Here is a 16,197-nt window from a genome sequence, read left to right as displayed (position 1 = left end):
GGCGATCAAAACAATCTACTGACCCTGAGCGGGGCGACTTTTCCAGTCGTCCCGCTCTTTTCGCAACCAGTCGAGGAAAATCCGGACCTTTTTTTGCCTGAGATGGGCATGGGGGCAGACGATCCATTGCGTGACGAGCCTGATGCGGGGCGCATCGGGAACGGCGGCGATCAAAGCACCGCTTCGCAGCTCCTGCTCCATCATCAATGTGCTTTCCAGCGCCACTCCGATACTGAGTACGGCGGCATCGATCGCCATATGGCTACGATCGAAAAGAACCCGCCGCCACCGCTTTTCTGCTGTCACGCCAGCCAGAGGGAACCAATGGTTCCATTGCGCCTGTGCCTTGACGGAATGAATCAGTCGCTGATTTTGCAATTCTTCGGGTGCATACGTACCTGCTTTCGGATAATTGGGCGAACAGACCGGCAGGAACTCCTCCTCCACCAGTCCCTCCACGAACAGGCCCGGCCAGCGGCCATCACCGTGGCGCAACTCTATATCGACAAGCTCCTGCGAAAAATCCGTGGGTTCGTTGGTGCCGTCGAGGCGCACTTCCAGTTCGGGATGCTCCTCTAGAAAAGAGCCGAGACGTGGCAGAAGCCATTTGTTGGAAATGGTCGGCGTCGCCCGGATTGTCAGCGTCGTCACCGAGCGAAAGCCGCGAATACTATCGGTGGCATCGGTAATCTGCTCGATCTGGGCGGTGATCATCGAGAAATAACGCTCGCCCGCCTCGGTCAGCGTCACCTTGCGCCCCGTTCGCGCCATCAGTGTCGTGCCAAGCTGGCCCTCCAGCAACTGGATCTGCTGGGAAACGGCCGACGGCGTCACGCTCAGCTCTTCCGCCGCCCGCGAAATGCTGCCAGCCCTTGCCGCAGCGTGAAAGACAAGGATCGATTTTATCGGTATCTGCATGGGGCTGGTCTTCGCTCAACGAATTACGGCAGTCACCTGTTGATTAACACAGGTGACTGCCGTGACGAAATGCTTGAGAGCGAAGGGCTTTTACCGGTGGCTTGGCAACTTTGGCAAAAGCACGGTCAACAGGCCGAGCAGGGGCATGTAGGAGCAGATGCGATAGACGAACTCGATGCCTTCCTTATCCGCATAGACGCCCAGAACCGCAGCCCCGATGCCGCCGAAGCCGAAGGCGAAACCGAAGAACATGCCGGCGATGAGGCCGACGCGTCCCGGCACCAGTTCCTGCGCGAACACCACGATGGCCGAGAAGGCGGAGGAGAAGATGAAGCCGATGACGACGACGAGAATGGCGGTCCAGAACAGGTTCGCATAGGGCAGCATCAGCGCGAAGGGAATGACGCCGAGGATCGAGAACCAGATGACGACGCGCGAGCCGAAACGGTCACCGATCGGGCCGCCGAAGAACACGCCGGCCGCCGAGGCGCCGAGGAAGAGGAACAGCAGAACCTGCGCATCCTGTACGCCGAGCCCGAATTTCTCGATGGTGTAGAAGGTGAAGTAGCTGGAAAGGCTGGCGAGATAGGCGTTTTTGGTGGCGGTCAGAACAACCAGCACGGCAAGCGTCATCATCACGGTGCCGCGTGCCAGCGGCAGTGCACGGCTGACCGGAGCCTTGCCGACATTCGCGCGCCGGTGGCGGGTGTACCAGACGCCGACCCAGGACAAAACGGCGAAACCCAGAAGTGCGATCAGCGAGAACCAGCTGAGGCTGGACTGGCCAAGCGGGATGACGATGAAGGCGGCGAGCAGCGGGCCGATGGCCGTGCCGGTATTGCCGCCAACCTGGAAGAACGACTGCGCAAGGCCGTGGCGTCCGCCAGACGCCAGGCGCGCGACGCGCGAGGCTTCCGGATGGAAGATCGCCGAGCCGATGCCGATGAGGCAGGCGCCGATCACCAGAACCTCGAAGCTGTGGGCGAAAGCGAGCGTGATGAGGCCGGCGCAGGTGGACAGCATGGCGACAGGCAGGGAGAATGGCATGGGCCAGCGATCGGTCACCATGCCGACAACCGGCTGCAGCAGCGACGCCGTCACCTGGAAGGCAAAGGTCAGCAGCCCGATCTGCATGAAGTCGAGCGCATAATTGGCCTTCAGCAGCGGATAGAGCGACGTCAGCAGGGATTGCATGATGTCGTTGAGCATGTGGCAGAAGCTGGCAGCTGCTATGATTGAAAACGCCGTGCGTTGCGGGCTGAACCCGGCGCTGGTGACGGTGGCCATGATGTATCCTCTCCGAATTCCCGATGGAAGGGCGGGAAACGTGTCTTTATTTCTTTCCGCTTTTATTCATATTGTTTCTGGCCTGCATTTGTGTTCTGGACGATTTTCTTTGTGAGTGGGCCAAATGGCAAAAATCAAATCGCGGCAGCCTTCAAGCCTGGCGCAGGACGAACATGAGCGAAGCCTGAAATTGATCGACGGCACCAATGAACCGGTGCTGGCGCTTTGCCGCGTTTATCCCACGGGGCACCGGACCCCGCCCCACAGCCACAGTCGCGTGCAGATCTGGTGCGCCCGTCAGGGTGTCGTGCTGGTCAGCACCGCAGACGGGCGCTGGATGATACCGCCCGGCCACGGGCTTCTCATTCCCGCCGGGCTGCAACATGAGGCCGAGACCATCTCCACGGTGGAGATGCACTCGATCTATGTCCATCCGGACCTGTTTCACGCCGAGGCCCCAAGGGTCGTGGAGATAACCGATCTCGCCTCCAGCCTGATCTCGGAATTGCTGGGCGAGGAGCACCAGCCGGCCGCTTTCCACCGGCAGGGTCTGGTGCGGGCCCTTTTGCTGGATGAGGTCAACCGTTTGCCGGAACGTCCGCTTGGGTTGCCCTTTCCCGAGAACCAGCGTCTGGCTGCCCTCTGCCGTGATTTCCTGAAAAAGCCGGTCGCGCGGGTGGAGATAGACGATTGGGCGGCGGCCATGGGCATCAGCCGGCGCTCGTTCACGCGGCTCTTCCGCAAGGAACTCGGGCTGAGCTTCGTCACCTGGCGCCAGCAGGCCTGCATTTTCGCATCGCTGCCGAGACTTGCTGCGGGGGAGGCGGTGACGAATGTGGCGCTCGACGCCGGTTATGAAAACATTCCGGCTTTCACCACCATGTTCCGGCGAATGCTGGGCAGTTCACCCCGGGCTTATCGGCAGGCGGCGCGGCAGCGCAGCGCTGCTTTTTCTGATTTCGAAGAGATGGGTGGCTAGGTTTGGGGTGCTCACTCACCCTCATCCCTGTGCTTGTCACAGGGATCCAGCCAGCCCAAGTCTTTGGGTTGAAAGGACTCTTTTCGTCGCGCAGACGCGCGTCGGCTGGATTCCCGTGACGAGCACAGGAATGAGGAGGGTACCCTAAGCCGCCGTCGCGCGCATGTCGCGGCGGAAATCGGAAGGCGACATGCCGGCGATCTGGCGAAACGCCTTGTTGAAGGCGCTGACGGAGCCGAAGCCGCTTTCCATGGCGATTTGCAGAATATTGTCCTTGCCGTTCATCAGCATCGCTTGCGCGCGGGAGAGCCGGAGCAGGGTCAGATATTTGATGAGCGTCATGCCGGTGGATTTGCGAAACAGGTTCATCGCATATTTCGGATGAAGCGAAGCGGCCCGCGCAATTTCCGTCGCGTCGATGTCATCTAAAAAATTGGCCGCAATGAAATCGCACATGCGCACTACGCCGATGGAGGGAGCCATGCCCTCGTCATCCTGCTTGCGCCTGCCATTGGCGGCGGAGGATATGACGGAATAGGGCTCAAGGAACATGCGCTCCACCCGCAGCAGCAATTCCTCCACCGCGTGCTGCGCCCTGGCCGGGTCCCCCGACGTGACGTAACGGAACCAGCGGCCGAAATTTTCGGCGTCGGCCCGGTCGGTCTCAGCGCTCACCATCGTCGCACCGCTCATCAGCAGGCTGGAGACAGCGGCGGGCAGGCGCATGCGGAAGAAATGCACGAGTGGCAGATGGGCGCCCGCATAAAAGGAATCGTCGGAGGAGCGATCCATCTGGTGCGGCTGCCCGCCCCAGAAAATGCACATCTGGCCGGCATCAAGCGAAAGATCGTGATCGCCCATGCGGTAATGCACCGACCCCGACATCACATAGTTCACCTCCACCTGGGCATGCCAGTGCGGCCGGAGCATGATGGGCGGGTGATTGTGAAAAAGCTGCAGCGTCGTTGGCATGCCCTCGATGCTGCTGGCGCCCGGCTGGTAGAAGGCTCTTTCAGCAATCTTACTTTCCGCCAAATCGATGTTCCCTTTTTACGAGACAGATTTCCTGCCGCCGGTAATGTGCCCATGTTCGCTGAAGAACGGCAATTGAAAAAAGGGAGGTTTTCAATGTGCTTTAAATTTCTTGGCGCGTCTACTGCTCTGGTGCTTCTCGCAGCCCCGGCATTCGCGCAATCCGAGACCGTCACCATCTGGAGCTGGAATGTCGCGGCTTCCGCGCTGAAATCCACGGTCGAAGGCTTCAACAAGCAGAATCCGGATATCAAGATCGTCGTTGAAGACCTTGGAAACAATCAGGTTTTTGACAAGACGCTCGCGGCCTGCGCCGCCGGTGGCGATGGTCTGCCTGACATCGTAACCATTGAGAACTTTGAGGCGGAGCTGTTCTGGAGCCGTTTTCCCGATTGTTTCGCCAATCTGACCGAGCTTGGCTACTCGCCTGAGAAGCAGGCGCTTTTTCCCGATTTCAAGCGCACGGAACTGGAGGTGGAAGGTGTCGCCTATGCCGTTCCTTGGGATTCCGGTCCTGTGGCGGTGTTTTATCGCCGTGACTTCTACGAAAAGGCGGGCGTTGATCCGGCCACCATCAAGAGCTGGGACGATTTCACCGATGCGGGCAAGAAGGTCATGGCGGCCAATCCCGGCACGGTGATGGCGCAGGCCGATTTCAACGGTGACAGCGAATGGTTCCGCATGATCGCCAACGAGCAGGGATGCGGTTACTTTTCGACCGACGGCCAGAGCATCACCATCAACAAGCCTGCCTGTGTCGCGACCCTTGAAAAGGTCAAGCAAATGAAGGACGCGGGCATCATCACGGCCGCGATCTGGGACGAGAAGATCCAGGCCAATACGGCCGGCAAGGCTGCAAGCCAGATGTATGGCGCCTGGTATGAAGGCACGGTTCGCTCCGGCTCCCCCGATCTTTCGGGCAAGTGGGGCGTCTATCTGATGCCGAGCCTTACGCCCGATGGCCCGCATGCCGCCAATCTCGGCGGTTCTTCGCTGGCGATCAGCTCGACGTCCGAGCACAAGGAAGCCGCCTGGAAATATATCGACTATGCGCTCACCACCAATGAGGGGCAGGTGACGATGCTGAAATCCTTCGGCCTCGTTCCCTCGCTGCTCTCCGCCATCGATGATCCTTTCGTCAAGGAAAAGCAGGCCTATTGGGGCGGGCAGGCGGTCTGGACCGATATTCTGGCAACCCTGCCGAAAATCGTGCCGAGCCGCGGAACCGCGTTCCAGTCGGATGCGGATGCGATCTACAAGGCGGCGCAGACCAAATATTTCGCAGGCGGTTATCCCGATGCGAAAGCAGCGCTCGACGATGCGGCCAAGCAGATCGAAACGGCGACAGGGCTACCGGTCGCGGAATAGGCGGTCGGGAACCGAGCGGGTGCCACGAATTTCTTCTCCCCGAGGGGGAGAAGTCCGCGGCAGCGGGATGAGGGGGCGAGGTTGCGGTCCATCGCTGGCGTTGCCCCCTCATCCGACCCTTCGGGCCACCTTCTCCCCCTCGGGGAGAAGAAACACGCCGCGACGCTTTGCAATGGCTTGGCCCCCTAAAGGGCGGGCCTCTTCCAAGCTTTTCCATTTATCCGGCCATCGTCCGGCATCTGGAGGTCGTCATGCCGTCAAGGAACAGGATCGCTTATGCGTTCCTTGCGCCCTATCTCCTGATTTTCGCCACCTTCTGGGTCTGGCCGATCATCAGCTCGTTCATGCTGTCGTTCCAGAATACCCGCATCAATCCCTGGCAGTTCGCGCCCTCCATGAACTGGGGGCGGCTCGTCTCCGATCCGGCGTTTTACAACGCGCTTTATAATACGCTGATCATTCTCGTCATTCAGGTGCCTGTCATGATCGCGCTTGCGACCGTCATGGCGGTGCTTCTGAACTCGCCGCTGTTGAAGGTGCGCCCGCTTTATCGTTTTGCCTTCTTTGCACCCGTCGTCGTTGGAGAGGTCGCTTATGCGGCCGTTTTCCGGCTGATGTTCAGTGCCGATTTCGGCATCATCAACAAGCTCATCACCTCCGTTGGCCTTTCGCCAATCTCGTGGTTCGACAATGCCAATGCGGCGATGGCGCTGGTCATCATCGCCGTCACCTGGCGCTGGGCGGGGTATAACGCCATCATCATTCTGGCCGGGCTGCAATCCATTCCGGGCGATGTCTATGAGGCGGCGACGCTGGACAAGGTGAGCAAGCGGCAGCAGTTCTTCCACATCACCCTGCCGCTGTTGAAGCCCATCATCCTCTTCTGCGTGGTCCTGTCGGTCATCGGCACCATGCAGCTTTTCGCCGAACCTTTCCTCATCACCAACAGGGGCGGGCCGGGCGGCGGCACGGAAACGCTGGGGCTTTTCCTTTACCGACAGGGCTTCACCTCGCTCAATTTCGGTTACGCCTCGGCCATCGCCTACACCATGGCGGCGCTCGCCATCGCCATTTCGCTTCTCAATCTCTGGGTCGGGAGGGAGCCGAAATGAGATCGAAATCCAGATCGCTTTTCTGGCAGAAGATTGCCCTGCATGCGGCGCTGACGCCGCTCGCCGTCATCTGGCTGTTTCCGCTGTGGATGATGTTCGTGTTTTCGACCATGCCGGATTACGGCATTTTCAGCCCGGATATCGTGCTCGTCCCCTCCACCAATTTCATCGAGAATTTCAACAACCTGCAGGCGGATACCGACTTCCTCAGGGCCATGTTCATCTCAATCACCGTCGCCGTCATCTACACCGTTCTTTCGGTATTCCTGACCTCGATGGCGGGCTGGGCGCTGGCGCGGTACCGCTTTGCGGGACGCTCGGTGGTGATTGCCATCATTCTCGGTACCATCACACTGCCTTTCGCGGTCGTCGTCATTCCACAATTCATCATGGTGGCGCGGGAATTCAAGCTCGCAAACACATGGGTGGCGCTGATTGTGCCCCCGCTGTTCAATTCGCTCGGCGTGCTGTTCATGCGGCAGTCCTTCTCGATGATGCCGACGGAGCTTTTCGATGCGGCAAGGGTCGAGGGCGTGAAGGAGTGGCAGATATTCCTGCGCATCGCCCTGCCGCTGGCGCGGCCCACCATGGCGGCGTTGTCGATCATCCTCTTCCTTGCCTCGTGGAACAACTATCTCTGGCCGCTTCTCATTAATTCCCGCCCAGGAATGATGACCGCACCCGTGGCGCTTGGCACCCTCATCGGGCTCACCAAAGTGTCATGGGGCGGCATCATGGCCGGCGCGGTTCTGCTCACCGCGCCCATCCTCGTGGTTTTCGTGGCTCTGCAGCGTCACTTCATCGCCGGCATTTCCGCCGGTGCAGTCAAGTAAGGGAGGCCGCATGGCGGAACTTTCGCTCAAAAACGTCGTCAAGCGTTTCGGCGCGCTCGAAGTCATCCACGGTGCCGATCTCGAAATTGCCGATGGTGAGTTCGTGGTCTTCGTCGGCCCGTCCGGCTGCGGCAAATCCACGCTTCTGCGCATGATCGCCGGGCTGGAGGATATATCGGACGGCGATATCAGCATCGGCGGCAGGACGGTCAACGACGCCGATCCGGCCGATCGTGGCATCGCCATGGTGTTCCAGTCTTACGCGCTCTATCCGCATATGACGGTTGCCGAAAACCTCTCCTTTGGTCTGAGGATGAACGGCAATCCCAAAGCCGATACGCAAAAGCGCGTCAGCCGCGCCGCCGAAATTCTGCAGATCAACGAGTTGATGGAACGCCGGCCGAAACAGCTTTCCGGCGGGCAGCGGCAGCGCGTCGCCATCGGCCGCGCCATCGTGCGTGAGCCGCAGGTCTTCCTGTTCGATGAACCCCTGTCGAACCTCGATGCGGAACTTCGGGTGCAGATGCGGGTGGAAATCTCGCGGCTGCACAAGCAGCTTGGCACCACGATGATCTACGTCACCCATGACCAGACCGAGGCAATGACGCTGGCCGACAAGATCGTGGTTCTGCGCGCGGGCAATATCGAACAGGTCGGCGCGCCGCTCGATCTTTATGACGACCCTGCCAACCGTTTCGTTGCCGGTTTCGTCGGTTCGCCGAAAATGAATTTTCTGGAGGCGACCGTCATCGATATGGGCGCGGAAAGCGTAACGCTGTCGCTCGACAGCGATCCCGCCGTACGGCTGACCCTGCCTGTACGGGATCGCTTGAGCGAGGGAAGCAAGGTCTCGCTCGGTATCCGGCCCGAACATTTTGCCGATGCCGGAAAGGGCGATGCCGATCTCACCGTGCATGTCGATGTCGCCGAGCATCTCGGCAATACCAGCTACGTCTATGCCCGGACGGAAGGCGGCGAGCAGCTTGTGATCGAACGCCCGGAATCGCGCGATGTCGCCAATCGCGACCGGCTGACAGTCGGTCTCTCGGCCCGCAAGGCCTTTCTTTTCGACAGCAAGGGCACCCGCCTGCGCTGAACCTTTTCCCAAGCACCCATGACAGACGAGGATTTCATGACGACCGACAAACCGATCCGCTGGGGCATCATCGGCCCGGGCACCATCGCCAGGACTTTTGCAGACGGCATTGCCCATTCCCGTACCGGCAGGTTAGAGGCCATCGCCACCCGCAATCCGGAAAAGCCCGGCCTTACTGACGCCTTTGTCGGCGCGCGCATCATTCATGGTTACGATGCGCTGCTTTCCGACCCCGATATCGACGCAGTTTATATCGCCACACCCCATACCGGCCACGCGGAATGGGCGATCAAGGCGATCCGGGCGGGTAAGAACGTGCTGGTTGAGAAACCGATCGCGCTTTCCGCCTATGATGCCGACGCCATTTTCCATGAGGCGAAAAAGGCCGGTGTCTTTGCCGGCGAGGCCTATATGTACCGCCTGCATCCGCAGACGGCGAAACTGGTGGAATTGATCAGGAGCCGAGCCATTGGCGATATCCGCATCATCCGCTCCAGCTTCGGTTTCAACATGGGCTCTTTCCGGGCCGATCATCGGCTTTTCGCCAATGAGATGGCGGGTGGCGGCATTCTCGATGTCGGCGGTTATCCCGTATCCATGGTGCGGCTGATTGCCGGCGCCGTGGATGGCAAGCCCTTCGCCGAACCGGAAAAGGTTGTGGGTGCGGCCCATCTCGGCCAGTCAGGCGTCGATGAATGGGCTTCGGCCGTTCTCAAATTTTCAAACGGCATCGTCGCCGAAGTCTCCTGCTCGATCATGGCGGGGCAGGACAATGTGCTGCGCATCATCGGTTCGGAAGGCCGTATCGAGGTTAAGGATTTCTGGTTTGCCGCAGGCCACAAGGGCGGCGCCGGCCGCATCGACATCATTCGTGGTGACAAGGTCGAAACCATCGAATTGCCGGAGGACCGCTGGCTCTATTCATTCGAGGTCGATGCGGCGGGTGAGGCGATCAGGCAGGGCAAGCAGGAGTTCGCTGCGCCCGGCATGGGCTGGGCCGACAGTCTCGGCAATCTGCGGGTCATGGACCAATGGCGCGCCTCTGTCGGCCTTGAATACAGCGTCGAAAAGGCGACCTCTCGTGTCGCGAATATTGCCGGTGGAAAGGTCGTGGCCGGTCATGCGGTTCCGAAGCGGCAGATACCGGGTGTTGCCAAGCCCGCTTCGGTGGTTGCGCTCGGTTTCGAGTTCTTCCCCAACTTCGCCTCCGCATCTCTGACGCTCGATGCCTTTTATGAGGCGGGCGGCAATCTGTTCGATACCGCTTATGTCTACGGCGCGGGCAAAACAGAGGCGATTTTCGGTGACTGGCACACCAGCCGCAACGTGCCGCGCGAGGAGATCGTGCTGATCGGCAAGGGAGCCCATTCGCCGCTCTGCTATCCGGATATGATCGCCAAACAGCTCGATCAGTCGCTCGAGCGTCTGAAAACGGATTATGTCGATGTCTATTTCATGCATCGTGACAATCCGGGTGTGCCGGTTGGAGAATTCGTGGATGCGATGGATGCCGAAGTGCAGCGCGGCCGTATTCGCGGAATTTTCGGTGGATCGAACTGGACGCGCGAACGCATGGACGAGGCGGCGACCTATGCGCAGAAGAATGGCAAACAGGTGCCTGGTGCGCTTTCCAACAACTTCTCGCTTGCCGAAATGCTCGATCCCATCTGGGCTGGATGCGTGGCGGCGTCGGATGATGAGTGGAAGGCATGGCTCCAGTCCCGTCAGATCCCGAACTTCGCCTGGTCGAGCCAGGGGCGCGGATTCTTCACCGACCGCGCCGGGCGGGACAAGCGTGATGACGAGGAGATCGTTCGCGTCTGGTATTCCGACCGCAATTTCGATCGCCGCGACCGCGCGATCGAGCTTGCGCGGAAACTCGGCCGCCACCCGATCCACGTCGCGCTTGCTTACGTCATCGCACAACCCTTCCCGGTTATTCCGTTGATCGGGCCGCGCACCATCGCTGAGCTTGAAGACAGTCTTTCGGCGCTGGATATTGCGCTGACGGCTGAGCAGGTGAAGTGGCTGGAGGCGTGAGGCGTTAGCGGATTCTCCGGGGGCGGTGGGAGCAATTGCCAAAAACCTGTCATCCTCGGGCCTGACCCGAGGATCCACACCCGCCGAAAAAATGGATCCTCGGGTCAGGCCCGAGGATGACGTCGCGGCTGTGGGGAGATTTGTGAGCAGCTCTGCAGTGGATTGCCCCGAACGTCAATCTATGAGGCGTCGCCGCCCGTTTCCTCTCCCCGCCGGGGAGAAGATGCCCCGAAGGGGTAGATGAGGGGGCAAGCTCTCCGCATATCTCTACCGTCGCCCCCTCATCCTGCTGCCGCGGACTTCTCCCCGCGGGGAGAAGAAACGAGAGGCACCCGCTCGCGCCGAATTGTGAGCTTCCGGTTGTGGGTGTCATCTTCCACCTTCATTCCTCTCCCGGCGACTGCTAAAGCGTAGGCTCATAAGCGGTGCGGTCTCGCACCGCAGGCAAACGATCTACGGGGTTACCATGAGCGATATCGACCGAAGCCGTGCGCAGCAGCTGATGCGGGAGGCGGATATCGAGGCGCTGGTGCTTTTCCAGCCGGAAGCCTTTCGTTATGCGGTCGGGGCGCATGCGGGTGTCGCGACGATGTGGGGCAGGGCGGGTTCGGCAATCGCGCTGGTGCCCGCCGATGCCGGGACGAGATTGGGCGCTGTCGTCAGCGATCATGCCGCACCTCTTGTCGCAGGGGCCGCGCCCGATGTCGATTTGCGCTGCCATCGGATCTGGATCGATATGGTCGATCTGTCGAACGTCGAAAACATCTCGCAGGTGGACGATGCCTATCGCCGCCACAATTCCGGTGGGCCGAGACCCGAGACATTCGATCGGGCCGCCTGTTTCGGTCTGCTGGCCGATCTTCTGCGGGAGCGCGGGCTGTCTGTGGCGCGCATTGGGGCGGACTTGGAATTCATGCCCGCCGCTGATTTTCTCGCCCTGCGTCAGGCGCTTCCCGATGTCACCTGGGTGGATGGTTCGACGGTGCTGAAACGTCTGCGTGCCGTGAAATCCGAACGCGAGACAGGGCTCCTCAGACGGGCGGCCGCCGCCGCCGAGGCCGGATTGATCGAGATGGCGGCTGCCGTTCGGCCGGGAGCGGCGCTTGGCCAGCTTTCAGCCGCCTGGAAATCGGGCGCGCAGGCGCATGCCCACAACTCGGGTCTTTCGCTGAGCGGCCATTGGGATTACATATCCATCGGCCCGGCTTTGTCGGATATGGCGGCGGTCGTTACGCCGGGCGCGCTGATCAAGGCCGATGTCGGCACGCTGGTCGACGGTTATTCGTCGGACGGCGCGCGGACGTTTTCATGGGGGCCGGTCTCTCCGCTCGCGGCCGATATTTTCAAGGCGCTGGAGGCAGCCTTTGACAGCGGGCTCGAAGCTCTCCGTCCCGGCAATACTTTCGGTGCGGTGCACGCCGCCATGCTGGCCTCGATGCGCAAAGACGGGTTCAGCGAATATTATCGCGGCCATTTTGGCCATTCGGTTGGCGGCGGGGTCGGGATCGAAGAATGGCCGTTCTTTTCCCATGACAATCCGGAAATCATTCTGCCCGGCATGGTCGTGGCGCTCGAAGCGCCCTTCTATGGCGAAGGGCTAGGGGCGCTGATGATCGAGGACCAGTTTCTCGTCACCTCGGCAGGGGCAGAGTGCATGAACAGCTTGCCACGCACCCTGCGGGATTTGTCTCTAGACTGATTGCCGTCCCTCAGAGAAAATCGTCGCGGCGCGGGGTGAAGCAGTCGATCAGCTCGCCCTCTTCCAGACACAGGCAGCCGTGCTCGATATGGCCGGGAACGACGAGACTGTCGCCTTTCTGCAGGTCGTAAGCCTCGCCATCGCGGTAAAAGCGGAAGCTGCCGCTGGCGACATAGGTGGATTGCACATGCGGGTGGCTGTGCAGCTTGCCTTCCGCACCGGTCTTGAAGCGGAACGAAACCACCATCAGTTCAGGCGCTTCGGACAGCACGGTGCGTTCAACGCCATCGTCGGGTGAAACTGTCGAGAATGTCGGAAGCTGCTGCATGTCGTTCTCCTCGGTCTTGCAATGTGGATATGCGGGAAGTTTCAGCGCGGTGCGCGCAGCATGGCGCGATACCGCGTCTGGCTGCTTTTCAGGTGGTGACGCATGGCGCTTCTGGCCGCCTCTTCGTCACCGTCCTGTATCGCAATCAGGATTGCTTCATGCTCGCCGACAAGCCGGTTGAGATCGGCGGGCGAAAGCACGGTTTCGGTGCCGTTTTCAGCAACGGCGCGGCGTGGAATGAGGGTCGGGCCCAGCACCTGTAGAAACTCACTGAAGCGCGGATTGTTGGTCGCCTCGGCAACCGCCAGGTGAAAGGCGAAATCAGCTTCTGCCGTCGGAATGCCCTTGGCGGCGCTGGCGCGGAAGGCATCGAAGGCTTCGATGATCTTTTCCTCCTGCGCCGGCGAGCGGCGAAGGGCGGCAAGACCGGCAGCATCCCCCTCGACGGCGGTGCGCAGTTCCAGCATTTCGATCAGCGACGAGACACGGGCGAGATCGACATTGTGGAAAGGCCGTCGCTCGACTGGCGCTGGCTCCAGTACAAAGACGCCCGCACCCTGACGCGGTTCGACCAGACCATCGGATCTGAGTGACGCGATGGCCTCACGCACCACGGTGCGGCTCACGCCGAATTCCTGCGTCATCTGCGCTTCGGAAGGCAGGCGCTCGCCCGTCTTGTAACGGCCCTTGGCGATCTGGCTGCGGAGCTCCTCCGAAACCTTCACCACAAGCGTCTTGGCTTGCGGAGCTGCGGGTTCGGAGGTTGTCGCTTTTGTCATTGTCATCGCCGTTCTAAAAAAGGGTGCAGGTTGCGCCCGGTATTCCTCGATACGTTATTCGCGGCCCGGCTTGCAATCCCGCTCCTCGCACAGGAAAGACCGGTTGTCGCGCCTGCCGGTCTCATAGGGCATTTCAGTCCGCCTTGAAGATCGGGTTGTCGATGAAAACGCCGCCCTGAAACCGCGCCACCGCATCTTTCGGGTCCGGTTGCGGCGTTGTCTCGGCAATATGCTGCCGGAAGGTCTCTGCATTGTCCTTCGGTTTCCAGCCAAGCCAGCCGAGGTGCGAATTGTCCCACCAGCCCGCATCATTCGCAGACGCGCCCCAGACGACCGGGCAGCCGAGAACCGGCGCGCGGAAAACCGCCTCGATCAGCGATACGAAATCATCCTGCGAAAACCAGGTCGACAACATGCGGTGGTTTTGCGGTTCCGCCGTGCAGGAGCCGATACGGACCAGCGCCGTCTCCTGACCGAATTTTTCGAAATACATGCGGGCGAGGCTTTCGCCGAAACATTTGGAAACGCCGTAAAGACCGTCCGGCCGGAAGGGGACGTCCGGTCCGAGCCGCTCGGTCTGGGAATAATAACCGATCGTGTGGTTGGAACTGGCGAAGACGATGCGCGGCTGGCCGTGGGCACGGGCGGCTTCGTAGAGATTATAAAGCCCGATGATATTGCCCTGAAGGATCTGCTCGAAAGGCCGCTCCACCGATATGCCGCCGAGATGGACGATGCCGTCACAATCGGCCACCATCGCATCGACGGCCTCGGCGTCGGCCAGATCGCATTGCAGGCATTCTTCGTTCGGCCCGGCCGGATCGAGCGGTGCAAGATCGGCAAGGCGCAATATCTCGGCCATCGGTGCGAGGCGCTTGCGCATGACGCGGCCGAGCTGGCCTGCCGCACCGGTAACAAGAAGCCGTTTCATTGCAATTCTCCTAACGAATGGGCTGCGGATCAACGAAGCTGCGGAAAGCCCGCATCCAGCCTCTCCGGCGTGGTCGAGATATCTCAGCACCTCTTGACCTTATCATACAGATCGTACAAAAAGCGGATAACATATATTATGTCCTATACGCAACAATCATGAAGGATGAGTTTGATGCTGACCGTCGAAACAAGGCAGGCCGTCAACCCGGAATTTGCTAAAACGCTCGATACCGAAGGGCTTCGCAAGCATTTCCTCGCCAGCGACATGTTCCGTTCCGGTGAAATCAGACTGATCTACACCCATTATGACCGTTTCGTCATGGGCGGCGCGGTGCCGAACGGCGCACCATTGACGCTGGACAAAGTGGAGGAAACGAAGACGCCGTCTTTCCTTGATCGGCGCGAGATGGGCATCGTCAATATCGGCGAGACCGGCACCGTCAGCGCCGGCGGACAAAGCTACACGCTCAATCGTGGCGACGTGCTTTATCTCGGCGCGGGCAGCGGTGCCGTTACTTTCAACGGGGCAGGGCGATTCTACATCACGTCGTGCCCGGCCCATCGCAGCCTGCCGGCAAAGCTCGTCAGCCTTGCCGACAGCAAGGAGGTCAAGCTCGGCGCGACGGAGACTTCCAACAAGCGCACCATCAACCAGTTCATCCATCCGCTTGTCATGGAAAGCTGCCAGCTGGTGCTGGGTTATACGACGCTGAAGGACGGTTCCGTCTGGAACACCATTCCGTCCCACATTCATGATCGCCGCATGGAGGCCTATCTCTATTTCGGCATGGATGAGAAATCCCGTGTTCTGCACCTGATGGGTGAGCCGCAGGAAACCCGGCATCTGTTCATCTCGAATGAAGAGGGTGCGGTTTCGCCGCCCTGGTCGATCCATTCCGGCGCCGGCATTGGCTCCTACACCTTCATCTGGGCGATGGCGGGAGACAATGTCGATTATACCGACATGGACTTCATCCAGCCGGGGGATCTGAAATGAAAAATCCCTTTTCGCTTCAAGGGCGTAAGGCATTAGTGACGGGCGCCAATACGGGGCTCGGCCAGGCAATCGCCATCGGCCTTGCCGCCGCCGGTGCGGAAGTGGTCTGCGCCGCCCGCCGTGCGCCGGACGAGACGCTGGAACTAATTGCGAAGAATGGCGGCAAGGCCAGCGCGCTCACGATCGACTTTGCCGATCCCTTGGCGGCGAAGGACAGCTTTGCCAATGCCGGTCTGGATATTCTCGTCAACAATGCCGGCATTATCCGCCGTGCCGATTCCGTCGAGTTTTCCGAACTCGACTGGGACGAGGTGATGGACGTCAATCTCAAGGCGCTGTTTTTCACCACGCAGGCTTTCGCGAAAGAGCTGCTGGCGAAAGGCCGTTCCGGCAAGGTGGTCAATATCGCCTCGCTCCTGTCGTTTCAGGGTGGCATCCGCGTGCCCTCCTACACGGCGGCGAAACATGGCGTGGCCGGTCTCACCAAGCTTCTGGCAAATGAGTGGGCCGCAAAGGGCATCAACGTGAATGCCATCGCGCCGGGTTACATCGAAACCAACAATACCGAGGCGTTGCGGGCGGATGTGGCCCGCAACAAGGCTATTCTCGAGCGCATCCCGGCTGGCCGCTGGGGTCATTCCGAGGACATTGCCGGGGCGGCGGTTTTCCTCGCATCGCCGGCGGCGGATTATGTGCATGGCGCCATTTTGAATGTGGATGGCGGCTGGCTGGCGCGCTGATTTACGCCAGTTCCGAAAATTCATCATATAACTTGTATGATGACTTGTTGACAAAT

15 protein-coding genes are annotated in these 16,197 nt (G+C 60.3%); 9 read left to right on the top strand and 6 right to left on the bottom strand.

The features are described from left to right. Positions 1-15: 15 nt before the first annotated feature. On the bottom strand, positions 16-918 hold the full coding sequence (locus JZY08_RS15595) for a LysR substrate-binding domain-containing protein (RefSeq protein ID WP_216332379.1): 903 nt from the start codon (positions 916-918) through the stop codon (positions 16-18). A gap of 90 nt (positions 919-1,008) precedes the next feature. Further along, positions 1,009-2,205 (bottom strand): MFS transporter, encoded by a 1,197-nt coding sequence (locus JZY08_RS15590; protein ID WP_216332377.1) that lies wholly within the window; start codon positions 2,203-2,205, stop codon positions 1,009-1,011. A 124-nt stretch (positions 2,206-2,329) separates the two neighbouring features. Between JZY08_RS15590 and JZY08_RS15585 the strand changes: the two genes are divergently transcribed. Continuing rightward, a complete protein-coding gene (locus JZY08_RS15585) occupies positions 2,330-3,184 on the top strand; it encodes a helix-turn-helix domain-containing protein (RefSeq protein ID WP_137038808.1) in 855 nt (284 codons plus the stop codon). Between the two features lie 144 nt (positions 3,185-3,328). On the opposite strand, the gene JZY08_RS15580 is transcribed toward JZY08_RS15585, so the two are convergent. Beyond that, on the bottom strand, positions 3,329-4,225 hold the full coding sequence (locus JZY08_RS15580; RefSeq protein ID WP_216333414.1) for a helix-turn-helix domain-containing protein: 897 nt from the start codon (positions 4,223-4,225) through the stop codon (positions 3,329-3,331). A gap of 87 nt (positions 4,226-4,312) precedes the next feature. Here JZY08_RS15580 and JZY08_RS15575 point away from each other — a divergent pair, with 87 nt between their 5' ends. From JZY08_RS15575 to JZY08_RS15550, 6 genes are all read left to right on the top strand, one after another. Beyond that, the gene (locus JZY08_RS15575; protein WP_137038806.1) at positions 4,313-5,584 is read left to right on the top strand and encodes a sugar ABC transporter substrate-binding protein; all 1,272 of its coding nucleotides are present in this window, start codon (positions 4,313-4,315) and stop codon (positions 5,582-5,584) included. 251 nt (positions 5,585-5,835) lie between these two features. Beyond that, positions 5,836-6,696, top strand: a complete 861-nt coding sequence (locus JZY08_RS15570) for a carbohydrate ABC transporter permease (protein WP_216332376.1) — start codon at positions 5,836-5,838, stop codon at positions 6,694-6,696. Next, a complete protein-coding gene (locus JZY08_RS15565; protein ID WP_082185888.1) occupies positions 6,693-7,529 on the top strand; it encodes a carbohydrate ABC transporter permease in 837 nt (278 codons plus the stop codon). The genes JZY08_RS15570 and JZY08_RS15565 overlap by 4 nt, the downstream gene beginning before the upstream one ends. A gap of 10 nt (positions 7,530-7,539) precedes the next feature. Next, positions 7,540-8,625: an ABC transporter ATP-binding protein gene (locus tag JZY08_RS15560; RefSeq protein WP_216332374.1), complete on the top strand. Its 1,086-nt coding sequence runs from the start codon at positions 7,540-7,542 to the stop codon at positions 8,623-8,625. A 36-nt stretch (positions 8,626-8,661) separates the two neighbouring features. Continuing rightward, the gene (locus JZY08_RS15555) at positions 8,662-10,665 is read left to right on the top strand and encodes an aldo/keto reductase (protein ID WP_216332372.1); all 2,004 of its coding nucleotides are present in this window, start codon (positions 8,662-8,664) and stop codon (positions 10,663-10,665) included. Positions 10,666-11,131: 466 nt separating this feature from the next. Then, complete coding sequence (locus JZY08_RS15550) at positions 11,132-12,364, top strand: Xaa-Pro peptidase family protein (protein WP_216332370.1); 1,233 nt, start codon at positions 11,132-11,134, stop codon at positions 12,362-12,364. Positions 12,365-12,374: 10 nt separating this feature from the next. Here the strand turns inward: JZY08_RS15550 and JZY08_RS15545 are convergent, their stop codons facing one another. The 3 genes from JZY08_RS15545 to JZY08_RS15535 all read right to left on the bottom strand — a co-directional run bounded on the left by JZY08_RS15545 (position 12,375) and on the right by JZY08_RS15535 (position 14,402). After that, on the bottom strand, positions 12,375-12,692 hold the full coding sequence (locus JZY08_RS15545; RefSeq protein ID WP_216332368.1) for a cupin domain-containing protein: 318 nt from the start codon (positions 12,690-12,692) through the stop codon (positions 12,375-12,377). Between the two features lie 41 nt (positions 12,693-12,733). Then, complete coding sequence (locus JZY08_RS15540) at positions 12,734-13,471, bottom strand: FadR/GntR family transcriptional regulator (RefSeq protein WP_137038802.1); 738 nt, start codon at positions 13,469-13,471, stop codon at positions 12,734-12,736. 133 nt (positions 13,472-13,604) lie between these two features. After that, positions 13,605-14,402, bottom strand: coding sequence for an NAD(P)-dependent oxidoreductase (locus tag JZY08_RS15535; protein WP_216332366.1), 798 nt, complete (start codon positions 14,400-14,402; stop codon positions 13,605-13,607). A 174-nt stretch (positions 14,403-14,576) separates the two neighbouring features. On the opposite strand from JZY08_RS15535, the gene kduI reads away from it, so the two are divergent. Together kduI and kduD are read left to right on the top strand one after the other, a co-directional pair. Continuing rightward, entirely contained in the window at positions 14,577-15,401 is an 825-nt protein-coding gene (gene kduI / locus JZY08_RS15530) for a 5-dehydro-4-deoxy-D-glucuronate isomerase (protein WP_216332365.1), read from the top strand. Continuing rightward, positions 15,398-16,141: a 2-dehydro-3-deoxy-D-gluconate 5-dehydrogenase KduD gene (kduD, locus tag JZY08_RS15525; protein ID WP_035225647.1), complete on the top strand. Its 744-nt coding sequence runs from the start codon at positions 15,398-15,400 to the stop codon at positions 16,139-16,141. The genes kduI and kduD overlap by 4 nt, the downstream gene beginning before the upstream one ends. Positions 16,142-16,197 lie beyond the last annotated feature (56 nt).

Origin of the sequence: Rhizobium sp. X9 (assembly GCF_018873185.1) — a bacterium.
Lineage (GTDB): Bacteria > Pseudomonadota > Alphaproteobacteria > Rhizobiales > Rhizobiaceae > Agrobacterium > Agrobacterium oryzihabitans.
The sequence above is the reverse complement of the archived record's forward strand: the minus strand, read 5'-3'. Positions and strand labels throughout refer to the sequence as shown.